This window comes from Rickettsiella endosymbiont of Aleochara curtula (genome assembly GCF_964030935.1).
Lineage (GTDB): Bacteria > Pseudomonadota > Gammaproteobacteria > Diplorickettsiales > Diplorickettsiaceae > Aquirickettsiella.
Map to the genome: position 1 here is coordinate 1,478,139 of NZ_OZ034990.1, position 16,545 is coordinate 1,494,683.

Consider the following 16,545-nt stretch of genomic DNA (forward strand, 5'->3'; position numbering starts at 1 on the left):
CTCATTATTCATCTGGTACTAAACGTTTTTCTCCAGGTTTTGATACGGCTACATAAACCAGGCTTGCTTCTGAAACTTTAATCCGAGTAGGTGCGTTTATACCCTCTTGGTAACGTTCTGCATAGACCTCTACTTCAATAGTTACCGAAGTTTTACCTACCCCAATAATTTTGGTATAGAAACTGGCGATATCGTAAATAAATAAAGGTTGTAAGAATTTTAATTCCTTGACTGCAACCGTAACAACGGGTCCTTTCGCACGTTGCGCCGCAGCAATTGCCCCAGCAATATCGATTTGTGACATCAACCAACCACCAAAAATATCGCCCGCTTTATTGGCATCATTAGGCCTGGTTTTTACACGTAAGGTAGGCTCTAGCAAATTAGTTGTCATCTCTATACTCGAAAATGAAAAATTTAAGTATAGCAAAAAATTCTTAATAGAGTTCTTGTTGATTTTTTTTCATCTTAAAATATACTCAGCTTTTATTTAATTTTAATAATAAAACTAAATAAGTTCTATTTTTATATTGTTGTAATTTTTAGAAAACTTATGGTTAGTGATACAATCTATGAAGAAATAAGCAGTTCTGATGAAGGAACAACCTTAAATAAACAATTTAGTGAATTGTTGCTTAAATTAGAAAAAGACTTAGAAAGATTAAAAGTTGACAGTGACGAAGATCTTAGTGATCATTTCAAGCAATTAGAAGGTTTAAAAAAAACCGCCAATCTACCTGTTATTGATATTAAGAACGTAACAGGATTTTTGCATTAATGGTTGAATTACCCGTGGCATTTAGCTTCAAACCATTAACTATTTATAAATATATGTTAAAACATGTTGAGTCTTTTTCTAAGAGTGTTTATCAAAAACATTTGCAAGTGTTACTCGATTTAAAAAGTGATGAAACCAAAGATTTACTTCTACTGATTAATGATGAGGAAAAAGAAAAAAAATGAATGGCAACCTTCAGTTATTAGACTTTTTTTTTCTATATTGAGCGCAACAAAAGCAAAAAAGAGGGCTTTATCAGAAAAAGATACTGTTCCACCTAAGCGAGGGAAGTTAAGCGTGTCTCCTTTGGCATTAACAAACAACGCTTTATCTAACCAGATCGATGATGAGTGTCATGAAAATTTATTACCGCCGGGAATGAAATTGACCTAAGTATTCAATAATTTCGAGTGGTGAGGAAATCTTGGCAGTGGCGCCCCACGTATTAACATCATCTTTACTATTGATGTAACCGTATAATGCAATGAGACTATACATGCCGGCAGCGTTGGCGGCTTCAACATCGCGCTTGGCATCACCCACGTAAACGCAGTGCTCTGGAAGACAAGCTATGCATTTGCAGGCATGCAACAATGGCTGAGGATGAGGTTTGCTATATTTAAGTGTATCTCCGGCGATAATACATTTAGCTTTATTAAGTAGAGGGAATTTCTTTATTAATTGCTTGGTTAAAATAGCAGATTTATTAGTGACAATACCCCATGGCCATTTTTCATCTTGTAAGTAATTAGTTAAAGTGTTTACACCTGGAAATAAATGAGTGTGCACACAAATATGTTGGGTATAATAATCGAGGAATTGTTTGCGCAAGCTAGGGAAAGTCGGATCTTGTGTGTCGACCCCCATCCCTAGCTTTAATAAACCAGCTACTCCGGAAGATATTGCCGGACGAACGTGATTAACAGATAAAGGTTTTGCTTGTTGTGAGATTAAAACTTGATTGAGAGCAGCCGTTAAGTCGGCAGCGGTGTCTAGTAAGGTCCCATCGAGATCAAAAAGTATTCCTTTTATTCTCATATTTAGTGTTGAAAATGGCATGACTTAAGTCCGCTTTTTGAAAGCAGCAAGATAATTGACATTGATATCTTTTCCTAAGGCATAATATTGAATTAAGGGATTATAATAGATCCCTTGGAACTTTTTCAGCCCTAAATTAGCTTGCCGGGCTGCAGTAGCTAATTCAGAAGGACGGATAAATTTTTTATAATCATGCGTCCCTCGGGGTAACAGTTTTAAGAAATATTCTGCGCCGAGTATAGCTAATAAGTAAGCGCGCGGATTACGGTTAATAGTAGAAAAAAAAATACTAGCGCCTGGTTTAGCTAAGTCACTACAAGCTTGTATGAGCGAGCAGGGGTCAGGAACATGTTCTAATAGCTCCATGCAGCACACCACATCAAAGGACTGACTATGCTTTGTAGCGAAGGATTCTGCATCGGTAAGTGAATATTTGATTGGGAGTTGATTGTCTGCAGCATGTTTCTGAGCAACCTCTATAAGGGCAGCGCTTTTATCAATACCGGTGACTTGTGCACCTATTTTAGCCATTGCTTCGGTTAATATTCCACCACCACAACCGATATCGATTATTTTTTGACCTTGTAAGGTTTGTTGTGCCAATATAAATTCTAAGCGCAGGGGGTTGATGAGATGTAAGGGTTTACATATGCCCTCAGTATCCCACCATTGCTCAGCCATAAGCGTAAATTTGCTGATTTCTGCATAATCGCTATTAGAAGCTGACATAAAAATTACATTGTTTTCATTGGTTTTTTACGGGGAGCGTATTACAATGTGCTAGTTTACTTGACCCCTCATAATGTGTCTATTGGTTATACTCATGTGCGAAGAGTATATAAACAGGAGTAGTGGAATTAAGGATAGCTCGCCAACTAGTATGGGGAATTTGTTATCACTCAATCTTATAGTTCAATATGAACAACCTTACTAACCGTGTTTATAAATCGATCATAGATAAAATTTTGAGATTTGCACTACAAAAAGTGCCCAAAGAGCAATCTAAATTATTTACTGCTTTTGCCAAACAGTATTATGCCCATACTGATTTAGAAACATTGGAAAGTCGCTCCGCAGAAAATCTTGCGGCGGCACTGGCTTCTCACTGGAGGCTGATTTACCAACGTTTGCCTGGTCAAGCAAAGATTCGTGTCTATAATCCTAGTCTTGAAAAAGATGGTTGGGAAAGCAAATATAGTATTGTTCAAATCGTTGCCAAGGATAAGCCTTTCTTAGTGGATTCCACTCGGATGGAGATTAATCGGCAAGGCTTTAATATTTTTTTCAATATTCATTTTGGTAATATAAAGTTACGTCGCGATCAGCAAGGAAAAGTAATAGAGGTTTTACCCTATGATGCAATAGCAGACCAACAAACTGAAGCCTTAATTTACCTGGAAATTGATAAAGCAGCGAATACTGAAACTCTCAATAAGCTGGCTAAAAAGCTGGAAAAGGTATTAGAACAGGTTAGTTTAGTTGTAAACGATTGGCCCGAAATGCGGTCTAGAATGCAAAGTTGCTTAAAGGAATTGGAGCAAAATTCTCCCCCCTATGACCCAGAAGATGTTGCAGAATCTAAAGACTTTTTGGCTTGGTTGTTGAATGATCATTTTACCTTTTTAGGTTGCCGTGATTATGATTTGAGTAAAGATCACAAAACATTACGTATGATCAAAAAATCAGGCTTAGGTGTATTAAGGGATGAAACGAAAAGTAAAGAAGAAAAACCTTTAACAGAATTACCTCCCGAAGCCCGTCGTTTAGCTTTTTCTCCACAAGTATTGGTTATTTCTAAGACCAATAGTAAATCGAGAGTGCATCGATCGGTTTATGCTGACTATATTGGCGTTAAACGTTTTAATGAGCAGGGAGAGTTAATTGGAGAAAGACGTTTTATAGGCCTTTATACTTCGACTGTTTATCATAGTGATCCACGCAGCATTCCATTGATACGGCGTAAGATACAACTCATTTTACAAAATTCCAATTTACCTTTAAAAGGCCATGCCGGAAAAGCGTTACTCGATATTTTATCCAGTTTGCCTCGTGACGATCTATTTCAAGCCTCAGTCAAAGAACTGACGCAATTAGCGCTAGGTATTTTACATATACAAGAACAAAGAACGGTACGTTTGTTTGTTAGACAAGATAACTATCGGCGTTTTATTTCTTGTTTAGTTTATCTACCTAAAGAACAATTAAACACCGACCTGCAACGCCAGATGGAAAAGATTTTGGTTCGAGAATTTTCTGGCATTGAAATTGGTTTTTCGACATTGTTTGGAGATTCTAATCTAGCACGTATCCATTTTTTAATTCGTACTGATCCTAAAAAAGATTTAACCTATGAGGTTAAAAAGATTGAGGCGCAGTTGGTTGAAGTCGCTCGCTCTTGGAAAGAAGAATTACGTCAGGCGTTGATCGAATATTATGGCGAACAAGATGGCGCGCGTCTATTACAAAAATATATGTATGCTTTTCCTAGCGGATACCGCGATACATTCGCAGCAAACATAGCTGTACATGACATTGAACAATTAGAAAAAATCTCGTCTGAACATCCTTTGGAAATGAATTTTTACCCATCCGCAAATGAAAAGGGTGTTCCATTAAGATTTAAATTATTTCAGGCAGGAAAACCCATCATTTTGTCTGATGCTTTACCAGTCCTGGAAAATATGGGCCTACGCGTTATGGATGAATGGCCACAAGAAATTACCTTACCTGACGGTCGTCGCATTTGGATTAATGATTTTGGCGTAAAACCGGTTCATATTGATGACGTAGATGTTTCACAGGTAAAAGAAATTTTTCAAGAAGCGTTTAGCAAGATATGGTCTGGCGAAGTCGAAAACGATGGTTTTAATCGCTTAATATTAGCAGGTCAATTAACTTGGCGAGAGGTTTCTATATTAAGGGCTTATACCAAATATCTTCGTCAAATCAGTGTGCCATTTAGTCAAGCTTACGTGGAAACGGTCGTATCGCGTAATGCAGGTATTGCTAAAATTTTAGTTAAACTATTTAAATATTATTTTGATCCTAGTCGCCAAGATGAATCCGGTAGTGTAACAGCTAGTCTGGAAAAAAGTTTACATGCGGCGTTGGATGCAGTCGTTAGCCTAGATGAAGATCGCATTTTGCGGAACTTATTTGAAGTTATTCAAGCTACTTTGCGAACTAATTATTATCAAACTGATCATGAGAACAAACCTAAACCTTGGTTGGCACTTAAGTTAAATCCCAGTCAAATCATGGATTTACCATTGCCAAGGCCAATGTATGAAATTTTTGTGTATTCACCACGTGTCGAGGCAGTTCATTTAAGGGCTGCAAAGGTTGCTCGTGGTGGGATACGTTGGTCCGATCGTAGAGAAGATTTTCGGACCGAAATATTAGGTTTAATGAAGGCGCAGCAGGTAAAAAATGCGGTGATAGTTCCTGCAGGTGCTAAAGGTGGTTTTGTTTGTAAGCAACTACCAGAAAATGCTGATCGTGAAGCTGTGATGAATGAAGTGATCCTCTGCTATCAAACTTTCATGCGCGGCTTATTGGATTTGACCGATAATTTGCAAAATAATGTGGTTATACACCCTAAGGATGTGGTGCGATACGATGAAGAAGATCCATATTTGGTCGTTGCGGCTGATAAAGGGACGGCAAGTTTTTCAGATATTGCTAATGCTATCGCAGCTGAATATAACTTTTGGCTAGGAGATGCATTTGCATCGGGTGGCAGTGTTGGTTATGACCATAAAAAAATGGGGATTACTGCGCGCGGCGCATGGGAATCTGTTAGAAGACATTGCAGAGCATTAGGTTTAAATCCAGATAAAGATGATTTTACTGTGGTAGGTATTGGTGACATGTCAGGCGATGTTTTTGGTAATGGGATGTTACTCTCTCATCACATCAAGCTAGTCGCAGCATTTAACCATATGCATATATTTATCGATCCTAATCCAGATGCTGAAAAAAGCTTTCAAGAACGAAAACGTTTATTTAATTTACCTCGTTCTACCTGGCAGGATTATAATGCTAGTTTGATTTCTAAAGGCGGTGGTATTTTTTTACGCTCACAAAAATCGATCGCATTGTCTAATGAAATTAAAAAGTTATTGGATATTAATCAAGATTCCATTGCGCCCGACGGATTAATTCGTGCCATATTAAAAGCCAATGTAGATTTATTATGGAATGGTGGTATTGGCACTTATGTTAAGGCATCCAGCGAAAGAAATGCAGATGTCGGTGATAGAACTAATGATAATTTGCGTATTGATGCCAAAGAATTACGTTGTCGAATTGTAGCTGAAGGAGGCAATCTTGGTTTAACGCAGCTAGGTCGGGTTGAATATGCTTTAAATGGCGGATTAATTTATACGGACTTTATTGATAACTCGGCCGGTGTAGATTGTTCGGATCATGAAGTTAATTGTAAGATTTTATTGAATGCGGTGGTAGCTGCAGGTGAAATGACGTTTGAACAACGTAATGCTTTATTAGCAGAAATGACCGATGAAATTGCTAAACTAGTTCTTTATGATAATTACAGTCAAACGCGTACTATTAGTTTAGCGGCTATGCATGCGCAGCAAGAATTAGAATTTCATCGTCGTTATATTCAAGAATTAGAGCGACACGGTAAGTTAGATCGAGCATTAGAATTTCTTCCGGACGAAAAGGCCTTACTAGAAAGGAAGGCATTGGGTAAAGGCTTAACGAGCCCGGAAATTGCTGTATTACTCGCCTATACTAAAATGTGGGTAAAGGCTGAATTGCTTGAAAAACATTCGTTAGAAGAAGACTATTTAAAGCGTGTTTTGGAATCAGCATTTCCAAAACCCTTACGTGGCCGCTTTTCTAAATTTATGCAACAACATAGTCTACGTCGCGAAATTATTGCGACTAAGATTAGTAATGCCATGGTTAATGATATGGGCATTACGTTTGTTTTCCGTTTAAAGACCGAAATTGGTGCAGATATTGCTTCTATTGCGCGTGCTTATGCAATCGCACACCATGTGTTTGGTTTTTCTGAGTTGCTTGGATTGGCAGAAAACTTGAGCGATGATGTAGCACCTGCTGTTCGTTACGCAATTATGCGCCAATTTAATCGTTTAATAAGACGCGCAACTCGGTGGTTTATCTACAATTACAAAGAACAATTAACCGATATTTTAGGGATGGTCGATCGATTTAGGCAGTCGATAGTGACTTTGAGTAAAAACTTACCTAATTTACTTATTGGTGAAGAACGGGAGCACTGGGAAAGAAATGTTTTGGGACTTATCGAAGCCGGTATAACTGAAGATATAGCTAAACGTATTGCCAATGTGGATCATGAATATGCTTTATTAGATATTATAGATGCAGCGCAGCAAAATAAATTGGCCTTGCAAGATGTAGCCGAACTGTATTTCATGGTCGGTGAAAAATTTGGATTTACCTGGCTGCGATCCCAGATTATGAAAATAACGATAGAAACTTTATGGGATAATTTAGCTAGAGTAATATTACTGGATGATCTAGACACTCAACAGCGTCACTTAACCGTTATTATTCTAAAATGTGTGGTTGATAAGCAGGGTAATAATGAAACCTGTTTGGAGCAATGGGAAACAGACAACCAAGATTTTATTAAACGTTGGGAGCAATTTTTAGCTGACTTAAGAAGCACCGGCGAATTGAAATTAATGATGTTTTCAGTGGTGATCCGAGAATTAGTCAGCATGGTTGATGCTACTAATCTTCCCAAAGTAACAAACTAGATAATGGTTTGTTACTTAAATCTTTTCTTTCTATTATTGCTAACGCGGCGCACTTTTTTCAATAATCTTAAAATTTAAAAATTATCTTTAATTTAAAATAAAAAATTAAAATTTTTAAACTTGAATACTTAATTAAATCTTTTATATTTAAAAAACTTTTAATATGTTTAAAATGGTAATATAATTTACCTTGTGTGAATTCTTACAACAAAAATGGAATAAAAAAAATGTTAATTCTTTCTACATTTAATTCGGATTACCTTCAAGCCCCCCTTTCAGATTTATCAATAGAATTTGATAGAGAAGCACTTGTTATAGAGTATGTTGAAACTAATTTAAAAGTGGCACTTTTGGAGTTACAACAACGCGAGAAGAAGCCGGCGTATTGCACTATCTTGTTGAGATTGTGCGATCTAGTAGAAAATACTAATAAATCTGTCGGTGAGCAGTTAGATAAAAATCTAAATACTATTCTAGGTCAAATCATAGAGTTAAAAAAGGGAAATGATACAGCATTGATAGTTTTTTTGTGTCCTAGCACTAATAATTCTTTGCCAAATGTAAACTTTAAAAGTTACGACGAAAAAATTTGGGAAGTGTTGAAGGAGAACAAAATCCATCTTTTAACTTATAAGTATATTGAGAAAGAATATAAATTAAAATATCTTGAAAACATACCCGGGTCAGAAACTCACATTCCGTTTACACCAGAATATTATAATGCAATAGCCGGTTCAATAGCTGAAATAGGGCATTTATTGCAACCAAATTTTATTAAACTTGTTACTTGGGATTTTGATGGAGTTTTAGTGTCCGGTATTATAGGTGAAGATGGTTTAAATAATATTAAGATAGAAGAGCATACTGAAGCTATACACAACCATTTATGTAATTTATGGAAGGAAGGTCGCGTAAATGTTATTAATAGTAAAAATACGTCTGATAAGATTTCTCTTATTGGTTATTTTATTAAAAATAATCGTGCGACGTTATTAAGAGAAAAGCATTTTATTATGGAGGAAAATAAAATAAATTTAGATCCAAAATCTTATAATATTATGCAAATCTCTGCAAGCTTAGGGATTACGCTAGATCAAATTTTATTTATTGATGATAATGAAGATGAACTTAATGAAGTTAGAAATAAATTACCCGCGGTAATTTGTGTAAAAGCACCGCAAAATATGGAAGAATTTAATGAAAGTTTGTTTTTTCGCACAAACAAATATTTGCATATTACAGAAACGGATAGAAATAGAACTGAATTTTATAAAAAACAATCTATCACATCTTCTAAGACTTATTGTATTAATGATTTTTTAGATGAGTTAGAAATATATAAAGAAAATTCCCAAATTGTTCAAGTTACACCCGAGCAGCAAAAAGAAATTGAGCGAATTTCAGAGTTAACTAATCGAACTAATCAGTTTAATTTATTTCGCGCACCAAAAAACGAAAAACAAATAAAAACTATATTAACCAAGGAAAACAATGTTGGCTTTCTTTTCACAGAAAAACAGCAAGATCCAGGTATTAAATCAGAAGTTGGTTTAGGCGGAGCTTTATGCAGGATAGAGGACAATTGTTTATTAGTTACAGATTTTTTTATTAGTTGTCGAGCGTTTACTAAAAAGATGGGCATTGAATATATTTTAATAAAATATATTGGAGAATATGCAGAAAATAATAATTTAGAATGGGTGAAGATTCAATTTAAAAAAACAGATAAAAATAAAATTATCGCCGTTAATTTTTTAACAAAATTAATTGAAAATAAACTTTGTAAAGACGAAATCTCGAGTAATAATTTTACTGATGAAATGGAAATAGATTTTTTCTCTAATAAATTGAAAAATATAGATGTAAATAATTTAACAATTTTAACTAATAATTTTAATCAACTTAAATCGGTAGAACTTCCTGAAATAAGTAATGATGTAATAGAAAGTAATCGAGAATATTATCAATCTACTATTCGATTGCAAAAAAAGATTAGCAAAATTAAAAATCATACGAGTAAGCATTTCCTTAATGCTGACCGACTTACATTAGTAAAATCATTAGAGAAAAGGGTAAATATTATATGCAATCATTTATTAGGCGAAGAAGAACAGGTTAAATCATTGGTAGCGCGTGGTTTAGATTCACTTAAGGCTACAGAATTACGTTACTACTTATATGAAAGTGAACAGGTAAATATTACCATTCCAAAATTGCTCTGTGAAGAGACCACTCCCACCAGGCTGGTTGAGTATATCAAATCTCAAAAAACTTCTCTAGAAGTGGCTGTCAAAAATGATAGTTTTTACAATGTTACTTTACCAGTTTCTTTTCAACAGCAAAGGATTTGGTTCGCTGAGCAGCAAGAATCAGCTGATAATAGTGCAAATTATCATATGATAGCGTGTTACAAAGTAAGCAAAAGTCTAAACGTCAAAAATTTTGAAAGAGCTTGTCAGAAACTTATTGAAGTTTATGATGTATTTGGCACTTCTTTTTCTTATCAAAACGATAAATTAACTCAATTAATTTTATCACCGGAAGCCAGGCATTTAAGCTTTCAAGTTAAAGAACTAAAACCACAGACATCCCTAGAAGAAGCTATACAACTAGAAATAAGTAATCCTTGGACAATGCAAAGTAAGGATCCACTTATTCGTTTTGTTATTTTTGAAGCTACGCAAAATTATCATATTTTTATTCATGTGCATCACGCTATTTTTGATGCGGTTTCCCTGAAGAATTGTTTAGATACCTTATCTAAGCTATATCAACATTTATTTACATCTAATTTATCTGAATTTACTTACTGTCCTCCTCAATATATCGAATTTATCCGTAAACAGCAGGAATTAGAAAATAAAGCTTGTCAAGCAAAGTCATTTGATTTTTGGAAGAATAAGTTGTCAAAAATAGAAATGGTAACAACATTACCCTTTGATCAACCTTTATCGACATTTAAACCAGCAACCGAACAAACCGCTAAAAGGTTTACATTTTCTTTACCTCCCGAAGATTTATTAGCATTAAAAAATTTGGCTAAGTCGGCGGGTGTTACTTGTTTCATCGTGCTTAAAGTTTTATATACTTTTCTGATAGCTTCTTATACCTATCAAAAAAATATTATGTTAATAACAGCTAGTAACGGGAGAGGAGGGCGCCCATCTTTTGACAAAATGGTTGGTTTTTTTGTCAATCTATTGGTTCAACCGTTTGATTTTGAAAAAAATCAAAATTTTGTCGAATACCTTAAGCAGATCAATGAAGAATTTTTAGCTAGCCAAGAGTTTCAGGATATCCCTTTTAATAAATTACAGGAAATTTTATCTGCTCAAGGTGTTAGGGACGTTTTATCAAGCCCGGCATTTATATATCAAGCTTACGGTAATGCTTCCAGATTTGAACTGGGTGACGAAATAGCAGAATTAGAAATACCTAAACAACCGATTATCTTTGATCTTAGAAAGACTTGTCGATTTGGTGCTTTTACACTTTTTGCACAGGAAAATGAACTAGCTCTTAACTTTGTCATTGAATATGCGCAAGATTTGTTTACCCTTCCTTTTATAGAAGGCTTTGCTAAGAATTTTATACATACAATTATGAATGTTAAATCTAATCAAAGTTTGCATGAGATATCGGTGGTTTGTGGTGAACAGCGAGCTAAATTAGCAAAATTGGGAGAAGGGCCAAAGCATCATTATCCTGAAAACCGTACTTTAGTTAGTAAGTTTCAGCAGACTGTTGAGAAACATCCTAATAATGCTGCTCTTTGTTATAATAACGAAAGTCTTACTTATAAAGAAGTCGATCAAAAATCTACAGATTTGGCCTATGCTTTATATCAAAAAGGAGTAAAGCGAGGGGACTTGGTAGGAATTCATCTAACAGCTAATCATTTATTCTTTATAGCTGAGTTAGCGATTTTAAAGCTAGGCGCTGTCTTTGTTCCTCTGTCTCCCGAACACCCTGCCAAATATTTAAAATCAATTATTAATGATAGTAAAATTAATACTTTTGTAATAGATAACAATACAGCAAGTTTATTTGATCAAGAGCTGGCGACGTATAAATTAATATCTATAGAGTCTGAATATAAAAATATTTCAATAGAAAGTTTACCTCCACTTGTAAAAACAATTAACGATAGATTTTGTATATTATATACTTCGGGATCTACAGGTACTCCAAAAGGAGTTATTCTTTTAGAAAAAGGTATTCTTCGTGTAGTTGAATCACCTAACTTTATAAAGGTTTCCCCTGAAAGCAAAATAGCGCAAACTGCTGATCAAGCTTTTGATGCGGCTCAGCTGGAATGTTGGCTTGCCTTGGTTCACGGAGCTTCGCTAGAAGTTTGTGATAAAGAAACCTGTTTAGATTCTAATTTACTACAAAAGAAAATATTAGACAAAAATATTACTCATATATGGTTAACCGCGCCAGTATTTAATGTTCATGTCGAAAAGAAACCAGAAATGTTCAGTAAAGTGGATTGTGTAATGGTAGGTGGAGCCCCTGTTCCAAAGGAAAAGGTACAAGTAGCTTTAAAACAACCAAATCCTCCTATTATTATAAATGGGTATGGACCTACCGAAACCACTGTTTTTGCATTGGTACATCCTTTTGATAAACAAACACTTCCTAGTTTTGTAACCTCTCCGATTGGTCGACCTATTAATAACACTAACGTACAAATATTGACTCCGTTTGGCACCATAGCCCCTTCTGGTGCTATAGGCCAGCTATGTATAGCTGGAGATGGTGTTTCGGAAGGCTATTTAAATTTAGAAGATCTAAACAATGAAAAATTTATTGTCAAACTTAACCAAAAATGGTATTTATCAGGCGATTTAGTCACAATAATGCACGATCAAATGCTTTTTCTGTGCCGTGCCACTAATACTGCAATTAAATGGAGTGGCCATTGGGTCGACCTTGAGGGAGTTCGGATGTGCCTATCCGCACATGAGGCAATTCAAAATGTAGCAATAATACCTATTTTAAAAAGTGAGATGAATGATGAAAATGTGATCGCGGGTGTCGGCGAATTTGCTGCCATAGTAGCTTTTTATACGCTGAAAAAAAGCTTTAAAAAGGAGAATACTAATTCTCCTACTCACCAAGAATTTGTTTCGTATCTTAGAAAGCATTTACCTTTTTATGGCGCAGTGAGTGCCTATTGTAAAGTGGAAGAACTGCCTTTGAAGGTAAATGGTAAGATAGATGAAAATAAGCTTAAAGATGACTATAAATTAATGAGAAATTATAGTAAAGGTCCCGAAAACATCAATGGATTTGAGAAAACGTTATTAAAAAAATTCAAAGAAGTTCTTCCTGATTTTCCAGATAGTTTGGATACTGATTTTTTTGCGTGGGGAGGCAATTCTCTCCAAGCGATGTTACTAATTAATAACATTAATGATAGCTTTGTCGTAGGATTAAAACCCCGGGACTTATATGAAAACCCAACGATTGCCCTTTTATCGAATCTGATTAAAAAACCTAAAAATCATCCAAAAAAATCAAGGTTCCGTTTATTAAAAAAAGGTAATGATAATTTGCCCGCCATTGTATTTATCCACCCCGCTGGAGGAGGAATAAGTTGCTTTAGTAAGTTACTGGAAAAGGTTACATTCGATAATTCTTGCTATGGGATCGAAGACCCAGTCCTGGATAATGAAACTTTTAAACCATTAACGATGGAAGAGATGGCGGCTAATTATTATTGTAAGATTACTAAAGAATTACAACGTCCTATTGTAATAGGTGGGTTTTCTTTCGGAGGTTTATTAGCATGGAAAATTGCTGAATTATTTGAGAAAAAATCAGAAAATAATTTTCTTTCTAAATTATTCCTGTTTGATACATGGGTAGTTTCATGCACAAATCAGTTAATTAAAGATAAATTAATTAAAGAAGTATTAGTACATTGCGCTGAGCAAAGACAAAAAGCTAATATAAATGAAAATTTTACTGAGATCGTGCCTTTGTTAGAGAAGCTATGTGACCATCACCAAAAAATAGGATTTGAGTTTAAACCACCTAAACTTAATTCTACGCCTGTGACGCTATTTCAAGCTGTAGAATTAAATAAGAATTTTTTAGCTATGTCTGCACAAGACGGAGGAAAAAATAATTATTTATTAGAATTTCTACATGATAAATTATTTACCAAACATAAAATTGAAGCAAACCACTATAATTTACTAGAAATTAACAACAGTTCTTTAACTGATTCTTTTTCTAGTTATGTAAACGAAATTAACCTTGAATTAGATTCAAAGCCTTGTAAACAAAATAAAGTCAGCATGGCTCTTTTTCGCCCTTTAGCTGAACTTAATAATGATCCTCAATTTTCGTGTCTAAAACCAAAAATGAAATAATTAATTAAGGATATTATTTTAGGAATTAGTATGGTAAATCTTCAAATTATATTAGATGCATTACCTTTTCCAGTTTACTGGTTAGATAGTAGAAAAAAACTCTTCAGAGGGGGGAATCAACATTTTCTTGCTTCATTAAATATTAAATCTTCGACAGAAATGCTAGGTAAGCCGATATCTAATTTCTTTTTGAGCGATTATCTACGATTAGTAGATGATTTATTTAGTAAAAGTATTAAAAATAAAGGGAAAAAATTTTCAACGGTTTATAATAAATATCTAAATGATCATCAGGAATCTATATTAATTCAGTGTATTTCCATTACATCCAAAAAAGAATCGATAACGATCTTCAGTGAAATTTATCCACCACTAAAAGATTTTAATCAATATTTATGGGAAGAAAATGAAAAATTAAGTGTTTATTTAAATAATATTATTGAAAATGTGCCGGCAAGTATCTATTGGAAAGATATCAATAGCATTATTTTAGGTGGGAGTAGATTACATACCGAGTTAACTGGATTTTCTAATATAAAAACCGTTATCGGAAAGTCCGATTTTGATTTTCCTTGGAAAGAGCAAGCTGAAAGAATTCAAGAAAATGATCGGTTTGTGATGCAAAATAATCAAATGGTTAGTTTTGAGGAAAGAGCTAAATTATCCGATGATGGTATGCATGTTTTCCTGACCCAAAAATCGCCGTTAAAAGGAAAATCTGACGAAATAATTGGCGTGCTAGGAGTCTCGATTGATATCACCGAGCTTAAAAATACTCAGAAAAAATTAACAAAATCCAAAGTATTGGCTGATGCAGCTAATCAAGCTAAAACCGAATTTCTTGCGAATATGAGCCATGATATCCGGACTCCTTTAACGGGTATCATCGGTTTGACCCAGTTGCTTGAGCAACGGTTAAAAATAGCCGAAAACAAAGACGATTTACATATGATGTATAAGGCTAGCCAGCAATTATTAAATTTGCTTAATGATGTGCTTGATGTTGCTTCTTTGGAAAATGCTAACGAATCTCAACTCAAGATAAGTAGTTTTTCTTTACAAGATTTAGCAGAATCCTTAAAGAATTTATTATCACCATCAGTAAAAACTAAAGGTCTTACTCTACAGATTAATTTAGATGTTTCTATCACAGAAAATGTAGCAAGTGATCAAAATAAGCTCGAACGTATTTTACTCAATTTAGCGACTAATGCCATTAAGTTTACCGAAAAAGGCACAGTTATTGTGACGATCAAAGAGTTAGCATTATTACCACATCAAACAGATGGCGTGTACATTGAGTTTACCATCAGTGATACGGGAATAGGTATTCCAGCGGATAAATTGACATCAGTATTTGATCCTTTCTTTCGAATAATACCTAGTTTTGAAAAGACTGATCCCACTCAAGGATATGGTGTTGGCCTTCATATCGTGAAAAAATTTGTTAATTTATTAAGTGGTGAGATACAAGTAAAAAGCGAAGTAGGTGTAGGGACGAGCTTTTCCTTTACTTTGTTTATGAATTTGGCTCAAAAAAATAAGCTTATAAAATTTAAAAACAAAAATTCCGAGCCTTTTATCTTTTTAGAAACCAATAGATTAGTTGAAGCCAAAAAGAGGCAATCGGAACAAACACAACTTTCTAAAGAGCCAATCAAAAAACACATTTTGTTAATTGAAGATGATCTTTTAACGATTAAATTTTCTGAAGAGCTGCTCAAGCAGGCTGGTTACAATCTGACAGTCGTATCCACCATGCAAGAAGCTTTACCGTTTGCCAAAAATCATACTTTTGATTTGATCATTACTGATTTGGGTTTGCCTGGCCTTAGTGGTAATGAAATTGCCGTTTTATATCGTTATTGGGAACGTATAAAGCAAAAACCGATGACTCCTATTATTACTTTAACGGCTCATGGAGAAGGAAAGTTTAAAGACGAATGTATAGCGGCAGGTATCAATGAAATTTGGCTAAAACCTTTGACTAAAGAAAAAATAAAAAAATTAGATAAGTATTTCCAAAATAAAAAAGTCAATGTGATTGAATTTAATCCTAAGCTGAAGCAATCAAAATCTATTCAAAATGAGTATATTGAAGAAAATAACTTAACCATAGAAAAAGCCAATTTACTCGATATTATAAATTCATACCCCATATATGATAAAAGCATTAGTCTTAAAAATTTGAGTGGAAACATAGATTTATTTAATGAAATTATAGAAATGTTCAAACAATCTATTCCTGGGTATCTTAAAGATCTTGAAAAGACTTATCAGGTAAAAGATTGGGAAACCATCGAAACCATAGTGCATAAAATAAAAGGCGGCGCCTGTTATGCGGGTGCAGTTAGATTGAATTATGTTTGTAAAAATTTTTTACGTTGCTATTTGACGGGACAAACACAGCAATCAGAAATTCTATATACGCACTTAATTTTTAGCTTAAAAGAGACCTACAAAGCACTTGAGTCTTAAGATTCAAGTGCTTGAAAAAGAAACCCAATTTTTTCTTGTGAACGCTATAAGCTTATTCAAGCTTTCTTTTCAAATTAACTGTGGCAGAATACAT

At 34.4% G+C, this 16,545-nt stretch carries 8 protein-coding genes; 5 read left to right on the forward strand and 3 right to left on the reverse strand.

The window, feature by feature from the left end; translation table 11 throughout:
• Positions 1 to 4 precede the first annotated feature (4 nt).
• Positions 5 to 394: an acyl-CoA thioesterase gene (locus AAHF87_RS06610; RefSeq protein WP_342147717.1), complete on the reverse strand. Its 390-nt coding sequence runs from the start codon at positions 392 to 394 to the stop codon at positions 5 to 7.
• 159 nt (positions 395 to 553) lie between these two features.
• Here AAHF87_RS06610 and AAHF87_RS06615 point away from each other — a divergent pair, with 159 nt between their 5' ends.
• Positions 554 to 778 carry a hypothetical protein gene (locus tag AAHF87_RS06615; protein ID WP_342147718.1) on the forward strand — a complete coding sequence of 75 codons (225 nt, stop codon included), beginning with the start codon at positions 554 to 556 and terminating at the stop codon, positions 776 to 778.
• Positions 778 to 963: a hypothetical protein gene (locus AAHF87_RS06620; protein ID WP_342147719.1), complete on the forward strand. Its 186-nt coding sequence runs from the start codon at positions 778 to 780 to the stop codon at positions 961 to 963. The genes AAHF87_RS06615 and AAHF87_RS06620 overlap by 1 nt, the downstream gene beginning before the upstream one ends.
• 181 nt (positions 964 to 1,144) lie before the next feature.
• Here the strand turns inward: AAHF87_RS06620 and AAHF87_RS06625 are convergent, their stop codons facing one another.
• Both AAHF87_RS06625 and ubiG read right to left on the reverse strand, forming a co-directional pair.
• Positions 1,145 to 1,837: an HAD-IA family hydrolase gene (locus tag AAHF87_RS06625; protein WP_342147720.1), complete on the reverse strand. Its 693-nt coding sequence runs from the start codon at positions 1,835 to 1,837 to the stop codon at positions 1,145 to 1,147.
• 3 nt (positions 1,838 to 1,840) lie between these two features.
• A complete protein-coding gene (gene ubiG / locus AAHF87_RS06630; protein WP_342147721.1) occupies positions 1,841 to 2,545 on the reverse strand; it encodes a bifunctional 2-polyprenyl-6-hydroxyphenol methylase/3-demethylubiquinol 3-O-methyltransferase UbiG in 705 nt (234 codons plus the stop codon).
• A gap of 188 nt (positions 2,546 to 2,733) precedes the next feature.
• Between ubiG and AAHF87_RS06635 the strand changes: the two genes are divergently transcribed.
• The 3 genes from AAHF87_RS06635 to AAHF87_RS06645 all read left to right on the forward strand — a co-directional run bounded on the left by AAHF87_RS06635 (position 2,734) and on the right by AAHF87_RS06645 (position 16,451).
• Complete coding sequence (locus AAHF87_RS06635; RefSeq protein ID WP_342147722.1) at positions 2,734 to 7,590, forward strand: NAD-glutamate dehydrogenase; 4,857 nt, start codon at positions 2,734 to 2,736, stop codon at positions 7,588 to 7,590.
• A gap of 227 nt (positions 7,591 to 7,817) precedes the next feature.
• The gene (locus AAHF87_RS06640) at positions 7,818 to 13,973 is read left to right on the forward strand and encodes an AMP-binding protein (protein WP_342147723.1); all 6,156 of its coding nucleotides are present in this window, start codon (positions 7,818 to 7,820) and stop codon (positions 13,971 to 13,973) included.
• A 30-nt stretch (positions 13,974 to 14,003) separates the two neighbouring features.
• Positions 14,004 to 16,451: an ATP-binding protein gene (locus AAHF87_RS06645; RefSeq protein ID WP_342147724.1), complete on the forward strand. Its 2,448-nt coding sequence runs from the start codon at positions 14,004 to 14,006 to the stop codon at positions 16,449 to 16,451.
• The last annotated feature ends 94 nt before the right edge of the window (positions 16,452 to 16,545 follow it).

What these genes read in the sequence shown, in the direction of transcription:
- AAHF87_RS06610 (WP_342147717.1), bottom strand. Translation starts at nt 394, where the DNA reads ATGACAACTAATTTGCTAGAGCCTACCTTACGTGTAAAAACCAGGCCT.
- AAHF87_RS06615 (WP_342147718.1), top strand. Translation starts at nt 554, where the DNA reads ATGGTTAGTGATACAATCTATGAAGAAATAAGCAGTTCTGATGAAGGA.
- AAHF87_RS06620 (WP_342147719.1), top strand. Translation starts at nt 778, where the DNA reads ATGGTTGAATTACCCGTGGCATTTAGCTTCAAACCATTAACTATTTAT.
- AAHF87_RS06625 (WP_342147720.1), bottom strand. Translation starts at nt 1,837, where the DNA reads ATGCCATTTTCAACACTAAATATGAGAATAAAAGGAATACTTTTTGAT.
- ubiG (WP_342147721.1), bottom strand. Translation starts at nt 2,545, where the DNA reads ATGTCAGCTTCTAATAGCGATTATGCAGAAATCAGCAAATTTACGCTT.
- AAHF87_RS06635 (WP_342147722.1), top strand. Translation starts at nt 2,734, where the DNA reads ATGAACAACCTTACTAACCGTGTTTATAAATCGATCATAGATAAAATT.
- AAHF87_RS06640 (WP_342147723.1), top strand. Translation starts at nt 7,818, where the DNA reads ATGTTAATTCTTTCTACATTTAATTCGGATTACCTTCAAGCCCCCCTT.
- AAHF87_RS06645 (WP_342147724.1), top strand. Translation starts at nt 14,004, where the DNA reads ATGGTAAATCTTCAAATTATATTAGATGCATTACCTTTTCCAGTTTAC.